An 18566-nucleotide genomic window follows, 5' to 3' on the forward strand; every position below is an offset into this window, starting at 1 on the left:
GGGCCTTGGGCGAGCGCGGCATCGCTTCGCGATCTGCCCGGCGAGGCTCGCCTCCGGCGTCGCCCCACCGGGCAGCCAACGCGCTCGCGCGGTGGCAGAGGTCTGCTTCGAGACGGCCCCAGTGGTCGGCGGCGACGCGGCGGATGGTCTCAGCCGGTGCCGGCGCGTACGGCGGTCGCGGCCAGGGTGGTGTAGTTCATCGTGAAGTGCCCGCCCAGGGAGTCGATGGCGCCCCCGACCGCGTCCATGATCTCGGCCAGCCGGTCGGGATGGAGCCGGGTGAGGCCGCCGGTGCTGGGCAGCAGGTCCAGCCATTGGTCGCGCGTGTAGGAGCGCTCCCAGTCGAATCGCCACTGTTCGGGATCGTCGAACCGTCCGGTCTCGCGGATCCGGTCGGCGAACTTCGCGTAGGCCTCCAGGTAGAGGTCGATCGGACGCCGGGCCGGCCCGGCGTTGAACGGGGAGTCGGGCACCATCCGCCGGAAGGCGGCGGCCAGCGGTTCGGCCACCTCGGCGGGCGGCTCGAACACGTGCCCGAAGATCGCCAGCCGTCCCCCTGGACGCAGCACGCGCGCCGCCTTCACGGCACCGATGGCCGGATCCACCCAGTGCCACGACTGGGCGGCGATGACCGCGTCGAACGTCCGGCCGTCCGGCTGCCACGCCTCGAAGGTCGCCACCTCGACCCGCAGGCCGCGGGCTCGCGCGAAGTCGGCCATCCGCGCATCGGGCTCGACGCCGAGCACGGCGCAGCCGGCGGCCTGGAACCCGCGGGCCGCGATGCCGGTGCCGCAGCCGACGTCGAGCACGTCAGGCCCGGGGCTCCCGTCGACGATCCGCGCCACCAGCGCGTCGGGGTAGCCGGGGCGGGCCCGGTCGTAGCGTTGCGCGTCCACGCCGAACGACTCGGCCATCTGCCGGGCCTCATGCGACTCCGCCGGGGACGGTCCCGGTTGCTCTCGCGCTATTATGGGCATGCGCCCACTTTAGTGGGCACGTGCCCACTAGGCAATGGATGCCGGCGGAGCCGACGACGAGAGGATCTGCGAGTGCCGACCGGGGTGCACCTCCACGACGCGCGGCGGCAGCTGTTCGACGCCGCCGAACGCGTGCTCCTGCGGGACGGCCCCAACGGGCTGACCAGCCGGGCCGTCACCGACGAGGCGGGCCTCGCCAAAGGGGTCCTGCACCGGCACTTCCCCGACTTCGACGCCTTCCTCACCGACCTCGTGCTCGACCGGGCCGCGCAGCTCGAGACGCAGGCGAGCGCGCTGCGCGAGTCCGCCGGCACCGGGACGGTGGCCGGCAACCTCACCGGCGCGCTGACCACCATGTTCGGACCGGTCCCGATGGCGATCATCCCGCTCATCACGTTCCGGGACGAGCTGCGCGCACGGCTGCGGCAGGCCATGCCCGGGGGCGGCATCGCGATCCTCGCCCAGGCCACGACGGCGATCTCCGCCTATCTGGCCGACGAGCGTGAGCTGGGCCGCGTCGCGGCCGACGCCGACCTCGACTCGCTCACGCTTTCTCTGGTTGGTGGCGGGCATCTCATGTTCGTGGACAGCGACCCATGCCCGCCGTCCACGGCGGCCGTCAGCAAGTTCGTGACCGCGGTCATCGCCGACTCCCTGGCACGACGACCGGCCTAGGTGTACTGCCTAGGTCGAGGCGATGGCCTTGGCGCCGGTCCCGACTCCGGAGGTCCTCAAGAGATCCACGCGGGCAAGGAGCGAGCTGTGCCGGGTGCGGATCGGCGGGAGCCGGGACCGGCCCGCGTGTCGCGCGGTCAATCGCAAAAGCGGCGGCACACCGAGACAGCCCGGTTCGGGAACCCGTACCGCGACCACACGCCCATGGATGCGCCGGTTCGTCTTCGCTCTATGTCTGGATTTCGAGACATAGCCGCTGCATGATCACGGCCGACTGCATACTGATCCGGTGCTGAGCGTTTTCCACTGGCAGGGCGATCCTTCGACAAGGCCGGCGGCAGCTCTGGTGCCGTCGGATATCGGAGCGCGGCGCCATGGCAAGCTCGGGGCCGGGTGCCGGTCGGCGACTCGATGACGAGCCTGCGGATGCGGACGGCAGCGGCGTTCACCGCCGTGGCGCTGCTGGCGTCGGTGCTGGCATCCGGCGTCGGGTACGTGCTGGTGCGCGACGCGATGCTGGAACGCACCCGGGACGCCGTGGCGACCCAGGTCCGGCAGACCGTCGAACGGCTGGTGCCCGTCCAGATGCCGGCGAACGCGGACAGGACCCTGCAGGCGACCCTGCAGGCGGCGTTGAGCACTGCCGACCGGCGCCAGCGGGCCTGCGTGGTGACGTCACCGCCGGGCCGGCCGGTGCCTTCGCCTGCCCCTGGCTGCCTGCACGTGCCGGTGCCCGCAGTGTTCGCGGCGCGGGCTGTGCGGGCCATGGTCGTTCAGCGAGTACGGCATCTGGGACGGCCGTACCTGCTGGTCGGGACGTCCGTGACCGTGTATCGTGCCTCGGCGGTCGGCGCGCAGCGCACTTCCCCACCGATCGTCCTGGTCAGCGTCAGCCTGGATCGGGAAGCCGCTGACCTACGGTCGTTCATCCGGGCGATGGTCATGGCGGATGCCGCTGCGCTGCTGTTCGGGCTAGGACTGGCATTGGCGGCCGCGCATGGGCTGCTGCGGCCGGTCCGGCGCCTTGGCGCGGGGGCACGGGCGCTCGCCGAGGGCGAGCTGACGACGCGAGTGCAGGTCCGGGGCCGGGACGAGCTGGCCGACCTGGCCCACACGTTCAATCGGGCGGCGGGCGCCCTGGAGACCACGGTGACCGAGCTGCGCGCGTTGGGGGAGGCGGCGCGGCGGTTCGTGGCGGACGTCTCCCATGAGCTGCGCACTCCGCTCACCGCGATGACCGCCCTCACCGACGTGCTGGAGGCCGAACCGGATCCGACGGCGGCGCGGCTGGTGGTGGCCGAGACGCGGCGGCTCGGCGCGCTGGTGGAGCACCTGATCGAGATCAGCCGGTTCGACGCTGGTGCGGCCGCGCTCGTCCTGGACGATGTGGTCGTGGCCGAGGCTGTTGCGGCCGTCCTCGACGCGCGCGGCTGGACCGGCCAAGTCGCGGTCGCGGCCCCCGGCGACCTGGTGGTCCGGGTGGACCCGCGCCGATTCGACGTCATCGTGGCCAACCTGGTTGGCAACGCGTTCCGGCACGGGCGGCCGCCGGTGCGCTTGGAGGTCCGCCGTGCCGAGCGCGACGGCGTGCCGGGGTTCGAACTCTCGGTCGCGGACTCGGGACCGGGCATCCCCGACGACCTGCTGCCACTGATCTTCGACCGGTTCTTCAAGGCCGAGGCGGCCCGCTCGCGGAGCGCGGGCAGCGGGTTGGGCCTGGCGATCGCGCGAGAGAACGCATCGCTCCACGGCGGGACGCTGGAAGCATCCGCCGGTCCCCAGGCGGGCGCGGTGTTCACCCTCTGGCTGCCCGTGGCGGGGACACAATGAGCGGCAGGCACGTCGTGACGGTGCTCAGCGCCGTGCTCGCCGCGGCTGTGGTCCTGGTGAGCGGCTGCGGCGTCCGGCCGACCGGCATCACCAGGGTTGGAGCTCTGCCCACCGGACAGGGCCCGGTCGTCAACAACACCATCTACTTCGTCAAGGACGGCCGGCTGGTGCCAGTGGTCCGGCCCGGATTGCCCGGGGCTCCGCTGATGCCGCTGTGGCAACTCGGGTACGGCGTCACCGACAACGAACGCCAAGCGGGCCTGGACAGCACGTTGCCCGGTATCGGGATCGTCGCCGGGCTGCCCGACCCGTCACCGGACGGCATCCGTCCACCTGGGGCGCCACCAGCGGCCATCCGCGAAACAGACGACTCGGGGACCGTCACCGTCGCGTTGCAGACGACGATCCGGCCCGAGAAATGGCCGCGCCTGTGGCAGGCGCAGCTCGCCTGCACCGCACAGGCGATCCCCGGCGTCAAGAAGGTCGAGCTGAACATCTTCGACGGCCGTCCCGGCCACACCGTCCGATGCGCCGACTATCGCGACCTGCTCAGCACCGCGACCAACTGATTTACGTGCTGGAGCACCTGGGCTTCCCCGCAGTGCTCGACCGAAGCCGACAAATAGAAGCTGGCGCTGCATGGCCCTCCGCTTCCAAACGTGTCCCCAGCCCCAAGGTAGAAAGGTCGCCGCAGGTCACGCGGCGTGGACGCCGCCCGGCCGCGCGCTGGATTCCGCCCCGGACGCGACGGGATAAGACCGGCGCGCGGTGCGTTCGCCCGGCCGGATAACCGTGCAGCCGGGCCTCGCGCGCGGTCGGATTTCTGAAACTCGCCCAGGTCAGCGGCGGAATGGCGCCTCGACCGCTGGTGGGGTTCAGGTGTTCATTGATCTGGATGACGACCCGGACCATCCCGTCTTCCCCGGCGTCGACTTCATCACCTTCCCCGAACTGTCCTGGCTCCGTTTCGAGGATCCTCGCGATGTCGTCTCCGTGGGCCAGCGCGTCACCTGCGAGTTCCTGGTCTTCGACACCCACAACGGCGAGGCCCGGCTGTCGTTGCGCGCCCTGCAACCCGACCCGTTCCAGCAGTTCGCCAACCGCGTCCCCCTAGCCAGGCGCTGGCTCGAGAGCGCGCGGGTCAGAGCGCGCGGGTCAGAGTGCGCTGATCAGGTCGGCCAGCGAGCGCGCCAGGTCGGGGGCGGGCACCCGCTCGGCCGTGGGCCAGCCGCGCAGGCGGGCCTCGCGTACGGCCTGGCCGGTGTCGTCCCCGGCGTCACCGGCGTCCAGGGTGCGCAGGTAGCCGCAGGGCGCCTCCGGCCAGTCGGGCGGCACCGGGATGGGCTGCCCGCCGTGGTCGTGCCGCTGAGCGTGCTGGGGGCGCGGCAGCTCCGCGTCCACGAAGACGTAGCCGCCGACCGCGCGGTGGGCGGCCCGCTGGGCGAGCGCGACGGCCGGCAGCAGCGGCCCCGCACCGCCTCGGGCGACCAGGACCAGGGGCGCGGTGGCGGCCGTGGCGGAGATCACCAGGGATGCGCGGGCGACGTACCGCGGCCCGGAACTGTCGGGCACGTCCGGGGCGACGACGTCCAGCCCGTCCGCGCGGAGCGCCTCGGGCACGTCGCCCCAGGCGCCGGAGCAGGCGTACGGCGGGTGCAGCAGCACGAGGGTTCCCGGGGTCACGTCACCTCCCGGGGCCAAGCTACAGGGCCGCACAGGGCGGTACACGGTGTGCTGGGGCGCGATGCGGCCCGCATAAGGTGCTCCGTGTGAGTGAACGTGATGCCCTCCTGCAAGAGATCAAGTCCAAGGCGGTCGTGCACGGCGACTTCGTGCTGTCGTCCGGGAAGCGCGCGTCCTGGTACGTGGACCTGCGCCGGGTGACGCTGGACGCCGTCGCGGCGCCGCTGGTCGGCCGGGTGATGCTGGACGTGACCGCGGACCTGGACTACGAGGCCGTCGGAGGGCTCACGCTGGGCGCCGACCCGGTCGCCACCGCGATGCTGCACGCGGCCGCGGCCCGCGGGCGCGCGCTGGACGCGTTCGTGGTGCGCAAGGCGGGCAAGGCGCACGGCCTGCAGCGCCGTATCGAGGGCCCGGACGTGGCCGGCCGGCGGGTGCTCGCCGTGGAGGACACCTCCACCACCGGAGGCTCGGTGCTCGCGGCCGTGGAGGCGCTGCGGGAGGCCGGCGCGGAGGTCGTCGCGGTCGCCACGATCGTGGAACGGGGGGCCGCCGCGCGCATCGCCGCGGAGGGGCTGGAGTACCGCCATCCGTACACCGTGGACGACCTCGGCATGACCGCCGGGGACTGAGGCCCCGGCCGCCGCCCGATCCGGCGCCGGGGGCCGCCGCCCCGGCGCCCGGCGCCCCACCCGGTCCCGTCTCAGCGTTCGGGGACGAACCACTCGCCGCGCGTGCCGGCGGGCTTGCGCTGCTGGGTCCTGCCGTAGATGACGACCTCCAGCGAACCCCCGTTGGTGGCGACCACGCTGAGGGGCGCCTGGTCGTATCTGCGCTCCTCGCCGGTGCTCAGGACGCCCTGCTGGAGCACCTCGCCACCGTTGGAGACCCGCACGTACACCGTGGTCGGCGCGCCCGTCACCCGGATGAGGAGCGGCGTCGCCGAAGCGGCGGTCGTCCGGGGCGGCTGGGACGACCGGGGAGCGGACGGCGCGCTCGGAGTACTCTCCACGCTGCCCAGGTCGCTGTTCCCGGCGGCACCTCCCGCCGGGCCGGGGCCCTTGGAGCCTGAACTGGAGGTCAGGGCGTTCACCAGCGCCATGCCGCCCACGACCAATAGCGCTAAAGCGAGCACCACGGCAATGGCCGCGATCAGTATGCGCGCGAGACCCCGAGGGTCCGACCGATGACGTCCCACATGGGGAGGTTAGCGATAACTGTCACCGCTGAGCGACGGACGTGACTCTTCAGAGGCATTCTTATTCGTACCGTTGCCGGTTTCGCCTCGTCCGCGACGCATCTCCCGGACGATCGGGATGGCCGACAGGACCAGGATGACCGCGACGCCGGGCAGGATGTAGCGCTCGATGCCGGGCACCTCGGCGCCCAGGAAGTGGCCCAGCAGGAACAGGGTGTCGGTCCAGAGGACGGCGCCGATCACGTTCCAGAGCAGGAACCGGCGCGGCCTCATGCCCAGCATCCCGGCCAGCGGGTTGAGGAAGGTCCGTACGAACGGGACGAAGCGGGCCAGGACGACCGCGCGAGCCGGGCCGAAGCGGTCGAAGTAGTACTCGGCCTTGTCCACCCACTCCCGCCGGAAGATCCGGGAGTCGGGGCGGTCGAAGAGCCTGCGGCCGTACCGGGCGCCGAGCCAGTGGCCGAACTGGGCGCCCAGGATCGCCGCGATCGGGCCGCCGACGAGCAGCCAGGGCAGCGACAGCGGCTGGAACGCCTGGCCGTTGACGCTGGAGACGGTGGTCAGGATCCCCGCGGTGAACAGCAGCGAGTCGCCGGGCAGGACGCAGCCGAACAGAAGGCCGGTCTCGGCGAAGATGATGGCGATCACGCCGATGGTGGCGAACGTTCCGAAGAGTTGCAGCCACGCGGCGGGATGCAGCCAGTCGGTCACCGAAAAGGAAAGGAACGCGAGATCCACATTGCGAGCGTACCCGGGGCTAGGAACGCCTTCCGGCACGACTCGCGTCGCATGACCGTCCTTACCGGACGGTCCTGAGCGGCCCTGAGCGGCGCTGACCGATTTCCCCTCCAGGGACGACCGCCTTCCCTGCCGTACGGAGCGTACATGCAGGTCAACCCGAGGTAAGGCCGACGGATCGCAGCCGGACGCATACGATCTTCAGAGGGACCCAGAAGGTTCTCAGAGGATATTCGGAGGAAATCCTGAGGATTTCCAACAAGTTTTCGGTTCCCTGCCGACGGCGCTCCAGACCCCCGGAAGGCCGTCCCCACCCCCCAAGGGTGTTACGGGCGAGACGTGCCACCGAATATGGACGGGTCCGCTCGATTTTGGCGGGTCTTGGAGGCTTTTCAGGCGCCCTGCAGGGAACGCTCCACCTTGTCCCATGGGTCCGGGGCCGGCCGGGACGCGCGCGTCCTCGGCGGGGCGTGCCGGGCGCCGGGGCGGGGAGATCCGAGATACTGGCCCGTGTGGAGCCCACCCTTCATAGCGGGTGAGTCTCGGAACGAGATACTGACCGTGGACGATGCCCTGCCCGGAACCGGCGTTCCCCGGAGCCGAACCGGAACGCCGGTCGGGGCGCACCGCCCGGCCGGACGCCCGGCGGCACCGCTGCGTAAGAAAGGACGCTGAAATGCCCATCGCAACGCCCGAGGTCTACGCGGAGATGCTCGACCGTGCCAAGCAGGAGGGCTTCGCCTACCCCGCCATCAACGTCACCTCCAGCCAGACGCTGAACGCGGCGCTGCGCGGCTTCGCCGACGCCGAGAGCGACGGCATCATCCAGGTCTCCACCGGTGGCGCGGAGTACCTGTCCGGCGCCTCCGTCAAGAACATGGTCGTGGGCTCCACCGCGCTGGCCGAGTACGCCCGCGTGGTGGCCGCGCACTACCCGGTGAACATCGCCCTCCACACCGACCACTGCCCCAAGGACAAGCTGGACGGCTTCATGAAGCCGCTGATCAAGATCTCCCAGGAGCGGGTGGCGCGGGGCGAGGAGCCGCTGTTCCAGTCGCACATGTGGGACGGCTCGGCCGTACCGCTGGAGGAGAACCTCCAGATCGCCGCGGAGCTGCTGGAGGAGTGCGCCAAGGCCCGCATCATCATGGAGATGGAGATCGGCGTGGTCGGCGGCGAGGAGGACGGCGTCGCCCACGAGATCAACGAGAAGCTCTACACCACGCCCGGTGACGCCCTGGCCACCGCCGAGGCGGTCGGCGTGGGCGAGAAGGGCCGCTACATCCTGGCCGCGACGTTCGGCAACGTGCACGGCGTGTACAAGCCGGGCTCGGTCAAGCTGCGTCCCGAGGTGCTCAAGGAGATCCAGGAGGCGGTCGGCTCCAAGCACGGCAAGGACAAGCCGTTCGACCTGGTCTTCCACGGCGGCTCGGGCTCCACGCTGGAGGAGATCCGGGAGGCGGTGTCGTACGGCGTGATCAAGATGAACATCGACACCGACACCCAGTACGCCTTCACCCGCCCGATCGCCGAGCACATGTTCCGCAACTACGACGGCGTGCTCAAGGTCGACGGCGAGGTGGGCAACAAGAAGCAGTACGACCCGCGCTCCTACGGCAAGGCCGCGGAGGCCAACATGGCCGCCCGCGTCGTCGAGGCGTGCGAGAGCCTGCTCTCCGCCGGCAAGAAGATCAAGTAGTTCCCGGCGGCCTCCGGGCCCGGGACCGGTGCCGGTCGTGGCGAGCGCGCCGCGGCCGGCACCAGCGCGTCCGGGGGTTCGTTGTCTGACACAACGCGGATAGGCTCGATGACGTGGCCCTGCCCCGCACCTACTCCTCGCAGAACTGCTCGATCGCCCGCGCCCTGGAGGTCGTCGGCGATCGCTGGACGCTGCTGGTGCTCCGCAGCGCCTTCGACGGCGTGCGGCGTTTCGACGACTTCCAGGAGGAGCTCGGCGTCGCCCGCAACGTGCTCACCGACCGGCTCACCCGGCTCTGCGAGGAGGGCCTGCTGCGGCGGGTGCGCTACCAGGAGCGCCCCGAACGCCACGAGTACCGGCTCACGCGCAAGGGCGTGGAGCTGTGGCCGGCCATGATGACCCTGCTGACCTGGGGCGACAAGCACTACGCCCCCGACGGGCCGCCCGTGATCGTCGGGCATCGGGGGTGCGCGGGGGCTCTGACCCCCGATCTGACCTGCGACCACTGCGGCGCCCGGCTCCAGCCGGACCAGGTCGAGCCGCGCCCCGGCCCCGGCGCCGGCCTCTGAGCCCGCGGCCGGCCGTTCCCGCCGTTCTCGCCGGCCGTTCCCCGCGCCGTTCCCACCGTTCCCGCCCTTCCCCGATGCTCCCCGCGCCGCCGCCGACTTGACCTCCGAGGTAGTTGCTTCATGCAACTCAGTGCGGTCCAATGAGTTTCATGACGAAACTCAAGGTCGCCCGGCCGCCCGCGACGCTGGGCGACGTGCGCTTCCGCCCGTTCGGGATCACCGACGCCGAGCGCCTGCGCCGCATGTCGGAGCGGCTGTCCAAGAACAGCCTCTACTTCCGCTTCTGGTCGGGGACCCCGCATGTCCCCGACGTGTACGTGTCCGCGCTCGGGAGGCTCGACCACTGGGACCGCGAGGCGATGGTCGCGCTGCTGGACGACGAGATGATCGGCGTCGCCGAGTACGTCCGGGACCGGGAGCGGCCGTGGCGCGCCGATCTGGCCGTCCTCGTCTCCGACCCCTGGCAGCGGCACGGGGTCGGCCACCGCCTGGTGGCCTACCTGGCCTCGCTGGCCGGACGGCGGGGCATCACCGGGTTCGAGGCCGACGTGATCCTGGAGAACCGGAGGGCCCTGCTGTGGATCGCGGCCGGCTGGCCCACGGCCCGCTCGTCGCGGGCGGACGGGGCGGCCCACTTCACCCTGCCCCTGCCCTTCCCTCCGACTCCGCCCAAGGACCGGCCAAGGCCGTGACCCCGGGTTGGAGCACGCGGACCTCGCCTGCTTAACATGACCCGCATGACCCACAATCTGCTCGGCGGCCCGCCCCCCACCGAACTGCCGGACAACGCCGCGGCCCGCGAGGCCCTGGAAGGCGGCGTCGACCCGGTCGAGGTGGCCGCGCGCCACCCCGAGTACCCGGGAGCGTGGGCCGCGCTGGCGGATCGCGCCTTCGACGCGGGCAGCGTCATCGAGTCCTACGCCTACGCGCGCACCGGCTACCACCGGGGGCTGGACCAGCTGCGCCGGTCGGGCTGGAAGGGCCACGGGCCCATCCCCTGGGAGCACGAGGCCAACCGCGGCTTCCTGCGCGCCCTGCACGCCCTCGGCAGGGCCGCCGCCGCGATCGGCGAGGACGCCGAGGCCGAGCGCTGCCGCTCGTTCCTGCGCGACAGCAGCGCCACCGCCGCCGACGTCCTCAACGGCGGGCACTGAACGGCCGGCGCCGAACGGCTAGCGCGCGAGCGACGCCGCGGCCAGGTGCGCCTGGGCGGCGACGACCGGGATGCCGGAGGTGACGAACGACCCGCCGCCCGCGAGGTCGCCGACCACGTGGACGCGCGGGTCCGGCCGTCCGCCGACCAGAAGCCGCCCGCTGGCCGGGTCGGTGCGCAGGCCGCCGGACGGGTCCAGCGCGGCCCCCGCCGCCAGCAGCGCCGTCACCAGCGGCTCGGCGGCCCGGGGGATCGCGTGCGGGGGCGGGTTCACCGCGTTGATCACGAGGTCGGCGGTCCGCTCGCCGGCCGCGTGCGCGAGCCGGAACCCGCCGCGCGGCCCGCATCCCGGCTCGATCTTCCGGATGCCCCGCACCGCTTCGAGCTGCCCGGAGGCGAAAAGGTCCAGCAGCGCGGCGGCGTTCACCGGGACCATCGGGGACGCCAGGCCGGTGACCGTGCGGAAGTGGCGTTCCCGGAGCAGGCGGCGGTCGGCGCCGGGCAGCATCCGCCACACCCGCGGGGCGAGGCCGTGCGCCGTGATCCGCAGGATCTGGCGGCCCACGGCGGGCGCGTCCACCTCGTCGACCCCGCGGCGCAGGACACCGGCCGTGTCGGCGGTCCGGGCGTCCGCGGCGATCCGGGCGGCGAGCTCGTCCCAGTCCTCGCCGTGGTCCGCCAGCTCGGCGCGCATCAGCCCGGCCAGGGAGTCCAGCGTCACCGGGCCGGTCAGGGCGCGCACCCGCTCGAAGGTGAGATGCCGCAGCTCGATCTCCCTCGGCCGTTGCCACACGTACGGCAGCGCCCCGCTCCGCGACACCAGCGAGATCCGCCCCGTGTGCCCGCGCGCGGCCAGCGACACCACGATGTCGACGGCGGTCAGGCCGCTGCCGAGAACGGCCACGTCGCCGTCCGCCGGGACGTCCGCGAGCGTCCGCTCCAGCGGGTAGGGGTCCGGGACGAACCCGGGCGTGCCGGTGAGCCCGTAGTGGTCGTGGGGCGTGCCGCCGCCCACGCACAGCACCGCCCGGTCGACCTCATGCCGGCGCCCGTCCGCCGTCGTCAACGTGAGCCGCTCACCGGCGGAGAAGCCGGTCACGGCGGCCCGCACCACCCGTGCCCGCCCGAACTTGGTGAGCGCCGCCCGCGCCGTGTCCTCCAGGTAGCCGCCGAACACGCCGCGCGGCACCAGCGGCCTGCCCAGCAACCGGTCCATGTGGACGGCCCCGCGCTCCCCCAGCCACCGCACGTAATGGCCGCCGTCCCCGAACCGGATCGAGCTGATCTCCGGCGTGACGTTGACCCGTACGGAGTCCAGATCCGGCTGGTAGGGGCGCCCCCGCCAGGGCAGCGGCGCCGGATCGAACACGGTGACCGCCTCGGCGGTCCCGGGCGGCAGCGCGTCCAGCAGCCCCACGGCCGCCGCGCCCGCCCCGATGATCCCGATCTCCATGCCTTCCTCCGATCTCGTCCGACCTGAGGAAGCCTGGTCGCCGGGCCGCGCCGCCCCCATCCCCCCGGTTCGGGAATCCGCGCCGGACGCGATCCCCCATTCGAGGGGGTGCGGACGCCGCACCTCCCCGGGCAGGCTGGACACGATGATCGAACAGCGCGGCACGCGGGCCCTCCTGGAACGGACCGCCCACGCCCGGGACGCTACGGAATTCTTCGGCACGGCCTCCGCGCGCCTGCGCCGGATGCTGCCCTTCGACGCCGCGGCCTGGTCCGCCACCGACCCCGAGACGGGCCTGATCACCGCGCCGATGCTGGTGGAGAACATGGGCGGCGGCGAGCACTGCTTCTCCTACTGGGAGACCGCCCTCCTGGAGGAGGACGTCGTCCCGTACCGGGAACTGGCCCGCGCCGCCGTCCCGGCCGCCGGGATCCGGGCCAGCACCGGCGACCTGCCCGCGCGCAGCGCGCAGTTCCGCAAGCTGCTGGCCCGCCAGGGCGTGGGCGACGAGCTGCGCGCCGTCCTCCGCGCGGGCGACCGGCCCTGGGGCGTCGTCAGCCTGTTCCGGGAGAAGGGCCGCGCCCCCTTCGGGCCCGCGGACGTCGCGCTCGTCGCCGGGCTGTCCGCGCCGCTCGCCGGACGGCTTCGCGACCTGGCCCGCCCCGTCCCGCGGCCCGCGCCGGACGTTGCGTCCGGCCCCGGCCTGGTCCTGTTCGACCCGTCCGGCGCGCCGATCTCGATCAACGACGAGGCGCGCCGGTACATCGACCTCATGCCCGCCGGGCCGTCCGCCCGCTACCCGTCCGGGCTGCGGCTGCCGATCTGGCTCGCCGGCACCGCCGCCCAGGCCCGCGCCGTCGCCGCCGAACGCGACCGCGGCGGCGCCCGGGTGCGGATCCGCACCCGCGACGGCCGGTGGCTGATCTGCCACGCCTCCGCCCTCGACGGCCCCGGCGGCGCGCCCGGCGGCACCGCGATGGTCATCCAGCCCGCCGCCGGATCCGACATGGCCCCGATCATCGCCGAGGCGTACGGCCTCTCACCCCGCGAACTGGAGATCACCCAAATGATCGCGCGCGGGCTGCCCACCGGCGACATCGCCGCCGCCCTGGTCATCTCGCCGCACACCGTCCGCGACCACATCAAGGCGATCTTCGCCAAGGCGCGCGTCTCCAGCCGCGGCGAACTCGTCGCCCGCCTCTTCACCGAGAACCACTGGCCCCGCACCGGCCGCTGAAGCCCCGGGGCGAGGCCCGGTTTCCTCATCGGCCGTGTCCGGGTACGATTCGATCGCAAGAGGCCCCTTCGCACTTGCGATCAGGGGCCTTCATCGTGGGAAGGGTGTAGTGGCATGCCGGCCATCGTTCTTGTCGGAGCCCAATGGGGAGATGAGGGCAAGGGCAAGGCCACCGATCTCCTAGGCGGCGACGTCGACTACGTCGTCCGCTTCCAGGGTGGCAACAACGCCGGGCACACGGTGGTCATCGGCGACCAGAGCTATGCCCTGCACCTGCTGCCCTCGGGGGTGCTGTCGCCGGACGTGGTCCCGGTCATCGGCAACGGCGTGGTCATCGACCCGTCGGTGCTTCTGCAGGAGATCGACGGGCTCAAGGAGCGCGGCATCACCTGCGAGCGGCTGCTGATCTCGGCCAACGCGAACCTGATCATGCCCCACCACCGGGCCCTCGACAAGGTCACCGAGCGGTACCTGGGCAAGGCCCGGATCGGCACCACCGGGCGCGGCATCGGCCCGGCCTACGCCGACAAGATCAACCGGATGGGCATCCGGGTCCAGGACCTGTTCGACGCCAACATCCTCACCCAGAAGCTCGACCTGGCGCTGCGCGAGAAGAACCAGGTGCTCACCAAGGTCTACAACCGGCGCCCGATCGACACCGGGCCGATCGTCCAGGAGTACCTGGCCTACGGCGAGCGGATGCGCCCGTACGTCGCCGACACCACCCTCGTGCTCAACCAGGCCCTCGACGACGACAAGGTCGTCCTGCTGGAGGGCGCCCAGGGCACGCTGCTGGACATCGACCACGGGACCTACCCGTTCGTCACCTCCTCCAGCCCCACCTCGGGCGGGGCCTGCGCGGGCTCCGGGGTCGGCCCCACGAAGATCACCAAGGTGATCGGGATCCTCAAGGCGTACACCACCCGGGTCGGGTCCGGCCCGTTCCCCACCGAGCTGCTGGACGAGTGGGGCGAGTACCTGCGCACGACCGGCGGCGAGTACGGCGTGACCACCGGCCGCGACCGTCGCTGCGGCTGGTTCGACGCGGTGATCGCCCGCTACGCCACCCGGGTCAACGGCATCACCGACTACTTCCTGACCAAGCTGGACGTGCTGTCCGGGCTGGAGCGGGTGCCGGTCTGCGTGGCCTACGACGTCGACGGTGTGCGGCACGACGAGCTGCCCGCGTCGCAGACCGAGTTCCACCACGCCAAGCCGATCCTGGAGCACCTGGACGGCTGGCAGGAGGACATCACCGGCGCCGAGACCTTCGAGGACCTGCCCAAGAACGCGCAGGCGTACGTCCGGGCGATCGAGGAGATGTCGGGCGCGCGGATCTCCGCGATCGGCGTCGGCCCCGGCCGCGACCAGACGCTCTCGCTGCGCCCGCTGGTCTGAGAACCCGCGCCCGGCGCCACCGAGCCCTCCCATGTCCCGATTCGTCCCGTCACGCCTGATTTCAAGGTCGATGTCCAGGATCGTTCGGTGGATTCTCACCGATCGGCCATGAGTCGTTCGGCCGGCGACGGTAGCGTGCCAGCCGTGACCTTCAGCGGCGGGACGGTCGAGCTCCACGGGCACCGGGGGGCTCGGGGCCTCCGTCCGGAGAACACCCTGCCCGGTCTCGCGCACGCCCTGACCCTGGGCGTGGACGCGATCGAGTTCGACGTCGGCCTGACCGCCGACGACGTGGTGGTCCTCAACCACGACCAGGTGCTGTCCCCGGTGAACGTCAGCGACACCGCTCCGGTCCGGCCCGGCGACCCGCAGTTCCCCTATGTCGGCAAGGCGCTGCGGGAGCTGACCCTCGCCCAGATCAGGACCGTGGACGCGGGCGTCCGCCGGCCGGCCGCCGACGACGACCCGTTCGCGCTCACCCAGCTCCCGCTGCCCGGCACCCCGCTGCCCACGCTGGCGGAGGTGTGCGCGCTGCTGAGCGCCGCGCCCGAGGTGCGGCCGGCGGTCGAGCTGAAGACCGACCCGGGCTGGTCCGATTCCGAGGTGACGCGGTTCACCGCCGCGGTCGCCGAGGTGCTGGAGGCGTTCGGCCTGACCGGGCGCAGCCGCCTGCTGGCGTTCGACTGGCGGGTCCTGGTCGAGGCCCGGCGGTACGCCCCGGACGCCGGCCGGGTGGCCCTGGTCGAGCGGGTGACGACCGTCCCGGGGACACCGTGGCTGGCGGGCCTGGACCACGCCGACCCGGCGGGCGCGGCGCTGGACGTCGGCGCGACCGCGCTGTCCCCCGAGATGGCCCTGGCCACCCCTGACCTGGTGGAACGGGCGCAGGGGCTGGCACTGCCCGTCGCCGTCTGGACGCTGAACGAGCCCGCCGACATGACGCGCTATGTCGGGTACGGGGTCGACGCGATCGTCACCGACTACCCCGACCGGCTGCGCGCCGTCCTGTCGGAGCACGGCCTGCCGGTGCCCACGCCGTGGCCGGGCACCATGCCCGTCCCCAACTGAGCGGCTCTGCTTCCCGCTCAAGAGGCTCCCCGCTCAAGAGGCTCCCCGCTCGCCTCCAGGGCGCCTTCAGGCGCCGCCTTCCCCGTTCAGAGCCAGCCGTTGCGGCGGAAGCCGCGGTACAGGGACAGGCAGGCCAGCCCGATCACGCCCAGGATCATCGGGTAGCCGAACCTCCACTCGGTCTCCGGCATGAAGTCGAAGTTCATCCCGTAGATCCCGGCGATCGCGGTGGGCACCATGAAGATCGCGCCCCATGCGGAGATCTTGCGCATGTCCCGGTTGTCGGCCACCGTCACCTGCGTCATGTGCGCCTGCAGGATGGGGTTGAGCAGCTCGTCGTAGGACTCCACCTGCTCGCGGACCCGGGTCAGGTGGTCCTCGACGTCGCGCAGGTACTCCTTGATCTCGGCCGGGACGAACCGCCGGGCGCCGAGGTTGCGCAGCGGCCCGGCCAGCGGCCCCACGGCCCGCTTGAGCTGGATGACCTCGCGCTTGAGCCGGTAGATGCGGCGGGACTCGTCGGTGCGCTCGGGGGAGAACACCGCCTCCTCGACCTCGTCGATGTCCTCTTGGACGGCGTCGGCGACGTTGACGTACCCGTCGACGACCCGGTCGGCGATCGCGTGCACCACCGCGGCCGGGCCCAGGGCGAGCCGTCCCGGGTCCCGCTCCAGCCGTTCCCGCACCGAGCCGAGTTCGCCGTGCGCGCCGTGCCGCACCGTCACCACGAAGTCGGGGCCGCAGAAGACCATGATCTCGCCGGTCTCCACCACCTCGGGGCCCTCCGGCCCCTTGCGCACGTAGCCGACCGTCTTCATGACGAAGAAGTTGACGTCGTCGTAGCGCTCCAGCTTGGGCCGCTGGTGGGCGTGGATGGCGTCCTCCACCGCCAGCGGGTGCAGGCCGAAGACCTCGGCCAGCTCGGTCAGCTCGGTGGCCGACGGCTCGTGCAGGCCCACCCAGACGAACCCGGCGCTCTCCTGCTCGGCGGGGGTCAGCCGGCCGTCGCGGATGAGGCGTACGGCGTCGGCGACGGTGCCGGTGCGGACACGGTGGCCGTCGATGTAGGCGGCCCAGTCGATGACGGCGGTGTCCCGGTGCCGCGCCGCGTGGGACACGCCGTGCGGACGGCCGCGCGACTTGAACAGCGACCTGGTCGCACGTCCCGGGCGAACTCGTGTCATGGCCATGGGGGTGCTCCTAACCCGCCGGCCGAACACGCGCGGGCGCGCTCGACCCGGAAGATCAGCGAGGGGAGCGCGCGAAGTGTGCGGCCGGACGCCGAATGGAGGCGGACGGATGAACAGCCCTGCCCGGACTGTGAGGGGTCTCCGGCGTACTGCAAGTATCACCAGGACTCATCCCGACCACCTCCCTTCGCGTCGTCTCGCCATCATGGCCGCAAGCCGGGTGAATGCTACCAGTCGGCATGCGATGACCCACCGGAACGGACCACCCCGGGGATCCGCCACCACGGTTCACCGCCACGGGACCGCCCCCGGTCCCACTAGTGGAGACGCCGCGTGCCCCGGGGAAGTTCACGGCCGTGGCCTGTGGCCGTGGTCACGCCCGCCGGGACGGTGACCGTACGGAGACGGATAGGCTCCGGGCGTGCGAGTACTCGTCCTTGGATCCGGCGGACGCGAGCACGCGCTCGCCCGCGCCCTGCATCGCGACCCTTCCGTCTCCGGCCTCTTCTGCGCGCCCGGCAATCCCGGGACCGCCGAGGTCGCCGAGAACCACCAGCTGGACCCCTCCGACCCCACCGCGGTGGTGGAACTGGCCGGGAGGCTCCGGGTGGAGCTGGTGGTGGTCGGCCCGGAGGCGCCGCTGATGGAGGGGGTCGGCGACGCGCTGCGCCGGGCCGGGATCCCCTGCTTCGGGCCGGACCGGGCGGCCGCCCGGATCGAGGGCTCCAAGGCGTTCGCCAAGGAGATCATGGCCGCCGCCGGGGTGCCGACCGCCGCCGCGCGGGTCTGCGAGTCGGCGTCGGAGGCCGCGGCGGCACTGGACGAGTTCGGTCCGCCGTACGTGGTGAAGGACGACGGGCTGGCCGCGGGCAAGGGCGTGGTGGTCACCCATGACCGCGAGGTGGCCGAGGCGCACGCCGACGCCTGCGGGCGGGTGGTGATCGAGGAGTTCCTGGACGGCCCCGAGGTGTCGCTGTTCGCGCTGTGCGACGGGCTGTCGGCCGTGCCGCTGATGCCCGCGCAGGACTTCAAGCGGGCCTACGACGGCGGCGAGGGACCCAACACCGGCGGCATGGGCGCCTACACACCGCTGCAGTGGGCGCCGCCGGGCCTGGTGGAAGAGGTCATGTCCACGGTCGTCCAGCCGGCGCTGGACGAGCTGCGGCGCCGCGAGACGCCGTACGTGGGGGTGCTCTACGCCGGGCTCGCCCTCACCTCCGCGGGCGTCCGGGTCGTGGAGTTCAACGCGCGCTTCGGCGACCCCGAGACCCAGGTCGTCCTGGACCGCCTGGCCACGCCGCTGGCCGGGCTGCTGCAGGCGTGCGCGATCGGCGGGCTCGACCCCGCGTTCCGGGCCGCCTGGCACCAGGGCGCCGCCGTGACCGTGGTGGTCGCCGCCGAGGACTACCCGGCCGCCCCGGTCAAGGGCGACGTCATCGAGGGCGTCGAGGAGGCCGGCGAGGTCCCGGGGGCGTACGTCCTGCACGCCGGTACCGGCGTGCAGGACGGGCGCCTGGTGGCCTCCGGGGGACGGGTGCTGAACGTCGTCGGCACCGGCCCCGACCTGGCCGCCGCCCGCGCCGCCGCCTACGCGGCGGTGGGCCGGATCCGGCTGCGCGGCTCGCACCACCGCACCGACATCGCGCTGGAGGCCGCCGGGTCCGGCGCCGGCTGACCGCCGACCGCCCCGGCCCTCCG

General features: G+C 72.6%; 18 protein-coding genes. 12 read left to right on the forward strand and 6 right to left on the reverse strand.

Going from position 1 to position 18566, the window contains the following annotated elements; translation table 11 throughout:
- Nucleotides 1-149 precede the first annotated feature (149 nt).
- Entirely contained in the window at nt 150-977 is an 828-nt protein-coding gene (locus IW256_RS30395) for a class I SAM-dependent methyltransferase (protein ID WP_231403988.1), read from the reverse strand.
- A gap of 72 nt (nt 978-1049) precedes the next feature.
- Between IW256_RS30395 and IW256_RS30400 the strand changes: the two genes are divergently transcribed.
- The 3 genes from IW256_RS30400 (at nt 1050) to IW256_RS30410 (ending at nt 4051) form a co-directional block, all read left to right on the forward strand.
- A complete protein-coding gene (locus tag IW256_RS30400; RefSeq protein WP_197014221.1) occupies nt 1050-1652 on the forward strand; it encodes a TetR/AcrR family transcriptional regulator in 603 nt (200 codons plus the stop codon).
- Nucleotides 1653-2078: 426 nt separating this feature from the next.
- On the forward strand, nt 2079-3482 hold the full coding sequence (locus IW256_RS30405) for a sensor histidine kinase (protein WP_197014222.1): 1404 nt from the start codon (nt 2079-2081) through the stop codon (nt 3480-3482).
- Nucleotides 3479-4051 carry a hypothetical protein gene (locus IW256_RS30410; protein WP_197014223.1) on the forward strand — a complete coding sequence of 191 codons (573 nt, stop codon included), beginning with the start codon at nt 3479-3481 and terminating at the stop codon, nt 4049-4051. Before IW256_RS30405 ends, IW256_RS30410 begins: the two co-directional genes overlap by 4 nt.
- A gap of 586 nt (nt 4052-4637) precedes the next feature.
- Here the strand turns inward: IW256_RS30410 and IW256_RS30415 are convergent.
- On the reverse strand, nt 4638-5165 hold the full coding sequence (locus IW256_RS30415) for a hypothetical protein (RefSeq protein ID WP_197014224.1): 528 nt from the start codon (nt 5163-5165) through the stop codon (nt 4638-4640).
- Between the two features lie 86 nt (nt 5166-5251).
- Between IW256_RS30415 and pyrE the strand changes: the two genes are divergently transcribed.
- The gene (gene pyrE, locus IW256_RS30420) at nt 5252-5797 is read left to right on the forward strand and encodes an orotate phosphoribosyltransferase (protein WP_197014225.1); all 546 of its coding nucleotides are present in this window, start codon (nt 5252-5254) and stop codon (nt 5795-5797) included.
- Nucleotides 5798-5868: 71 nt separating this feature from the next.
- Here the strand turns inward: pyrE and IW256_RS30425 are convergent, their stop codons facing one another.
- Nucleotides 5869-6267 (reverse strand): hypothetical protein, encoded by a 399-nt coding sequence (locus tag IW256_RS30425; protein ID WP_231405380.1) that lies wholly within the window; start codon nt 6265-6267, stop codon nt 5869-5871.
- Between the two features lie 105 nt (nt 6268-6372).
- On the reverse strand, nt 6373-7074 hold the full coding sequence (locus tag IW256_RS30430) for a DedA family protein (RefSeq protein WP_307829214.1): 702 nt from the start codon (nt 7072-7074) through the stop codon (nt 6373-6375).
- A 703-nt stretch (nt 7075-7777) separates the two neighbouring features.
- Here IW256_RS30430 and fbaA point away from each other — a divergent pair.
- From fbaA to IW256_RS30450, 4 genes are all read left to right on the forward strand, one after another.
- Nucleotides 7778-8800 carry a class II fructose-bisphosphate aldolase gene (gene fbaA, locus IW256_RS30435; RefSeq protein WP_197014228.1) on the forward strand — a complete coding sequence of 341 codons (1023 nt, stop codon included), beginning with the start codon at nt 7778-7780 and terminating at the stop codon, nt 8798-8800.
- A 113-nt stretch (nt 8801-8913) separates the two neighbouring features.
- Nucleotides 8914-9369 (forward strand): winged helix-turn-helix transcriptional regulator, encoded by a 456-nt coding sequence (locus IW256_RS30440; protein ID WP_197014229.1) that lies wholly within the window; start codon nt 8914-8916, stop codon nt 9367-9369.
- A gap of 149 nt (nt 9370-9518) precedes the next feature.
- Entirely contained in the window at nt 9519-10061 is a 543-nt protein-coding gene (locus IW256_RS30445; protein WP_231403989.1) for a GNAT family N-acetyltransferase, read from the forward strand.
- Between the two features lie 36 nt (nt 10062-10097).
- The gene (locus IW256_RS30450) at nt 10098-10523 is read left to right on the forward strand and encodes a DUF3151 domain-containing protein (protein ID WP_197014231.1); all 426 of its coding nucleotides are present in this window, start codon (nt 10098-10100) and stop codon (nt 10521-10523) included.
- A gap of 18 nt (nt 10524-10541) precedes the next feature.
- On the opposite strand, the gene IW256_RS30455 is transcribed toward IW256_RS30450, so the two are convergent.
- A complete protein-coding gene (locus IW256_RS30455) occupies nt 10542-11975 on the reverse strand; it encodes an FAD/NAD(P)-binding protein (protein ID WP_197014232.1) in 1434 nt (477 codons plus the stop codon).
- 145 nt (nt 11976-12120) lie between these two features.
- Between IW256_RS30455 and IW256_RS30460 the strand changes: the two genes are divergently transcribed.
- The 3 genes from IW256_RS30460 (at nt 12121) to IW256_RS30470 (ending at nt 15678) form a co-directional block, all read left to right on the forward strand.
- On the forward strand, nt 12121-13212 hold the full coding sequence (locus IW256_RS30460; protein WP_197014233.1) for a helix-turn-helix domain-containing protein: 1092 nt from the start codon (nt 12121-12123) through the stop codon (nt 13210-13212).
- A gap of 114 nt (nt 13213-13326) precedes the next feature.
- Nucleotides 13327-14610 (forward strand): adenylosuccinate synthase, encoded by a 1284-nt coding sequence (locus IW256_RS30465; protein ID WP_197014234.1) that lies wholly within the window; start codon nt 13327-13329, stop codon nt 14608-14610.
- A 144-nt stretch (nt 14611-14754) separates the two neighbouring features.
- On the forward strand, nt 14755-15678 hold the full coding sequence (locus IW256_RS30470) for a glycerophosphodiester phosphodiesterase family protein (RefSeq protein ID WP_307829217.1): 924 nt from the start codon (nt 14755-14757) through the stop codon (nt 15676-15678).
- 86 nt (nt 15679-15764) lie between these two features.
- Here the strand turns inward: IW256_RS30470 and IW256_RS30475 are convergent, their stop codons facing one another.
- Nucleotides 15765-16868, reverse strand: a complete 1104-nt coding sequence (locus IW256_RS30475; RefSeq protein ID WP_197014236.1) for a magnesium and cobalt transport protein CorA — start codon at nt 16866-16868, stop codon at nt 15765-15767.
- A gap of 421 nt (nt 16869-17289) precedes the next feature.
- On the opposite strand from IW256_RS30475, the gene purD reads away from it, so the two are divergent.
- Entirely contained in the window at nt 17290-18543 is a 1254-nt protein-coding gene (purD, locus tag IW256_RS30480) for a phosphoribosylamine--glycine ligase (protein ID WP_197014237.1), read from the forward strand.
- The last annotated feature ends 23 nt before the right edge of the window (nt 18544-18566 follow it).

This window comes from Actinomadura viridis, assembly GCF_015751755.1.
GTDB classification, from domain to species: Bacteria; Actinomycetota; Actinomycetes; order Streptosporangiales; family Streptosporangiaceae; genus Spirillospora; species Spirillospora viridis.

Coding starts and splice junctions, on each gene's coding strand:
- IW256_RS30405 (WP_197014222.1), top strand. CDS start 2,079: ATGCGGACGGCAGCGGCGTTCACCGCCGTGGCGCTGCTGGCGTCGGTG.
- IW256_RS30425 (WP_231405380.1), bottom strand. CDS start 6,267: ATGGCGCTGGTGAACGCCCTGACCTCCAGTTCAGGCTCCAAGGGCCCC.
- IW256_RS30465 (WP_197014234.1), top strand. CDS start 13,327: ATGCCGGCCATCGTTCTTGTCGGAGCCCAATGGGGAGATGAGGGCAAG.
- IW256_RS30395 (WP_231403988.1), bottom strand. CDS start 977: ATGCCCATAATAGCGCGAGAGCAACCGGGACCGTCCCCGGCGGAGTCG.
- IW256_RS30475 (WP_197014236.1), bottom strand. CDS start 16,868: ATGGCCATGACACGAGTTCGCCCGGGACGTGCGACCAGGTCGCTGTTC.
- IW256_RS30460 (WP_197014233.1), top strand. CDS start 12,121: ATGATCGAACAGCGCGGCACGCGGGCCCTCCTGGAACGGACCGCCCAC.
- IW256_RS30450 (WP_197014231.1), top strand. CDS start 10,098: ATGACCCGCATGACCCACAATCTGCTCGGCGGCCCGCCCCCCACCGAA.
- IW256_RS30445 (WP_231403989.1), top strand. CDS start 9,519: ATGACGAAACTCAAGGTCGCCCGGCCGCCCGCGACGCTGGGCGACGTG.
- IW256_RS30455 (WP_197014232.1), bottom strand. CDS start 11,975: ATGGAGATCGGGATCATCGGGGCGGGCGCGGCGGCCGTGGGGCTGCTG.
- fbaA (WP_197014228.1), top strand. CDS start 7,778: ATGCCCATCGCAACGCCCGAGGTCTACGCGGAGATGCTCGACCGTGCC.
- IW256_RS30410 (WP_197014223.1), top strand. CDS start 3,479: ATGAGCGGCAGGCACGTCGTGACGGTGCTCAGCGCCGTGCTCGCCGCG.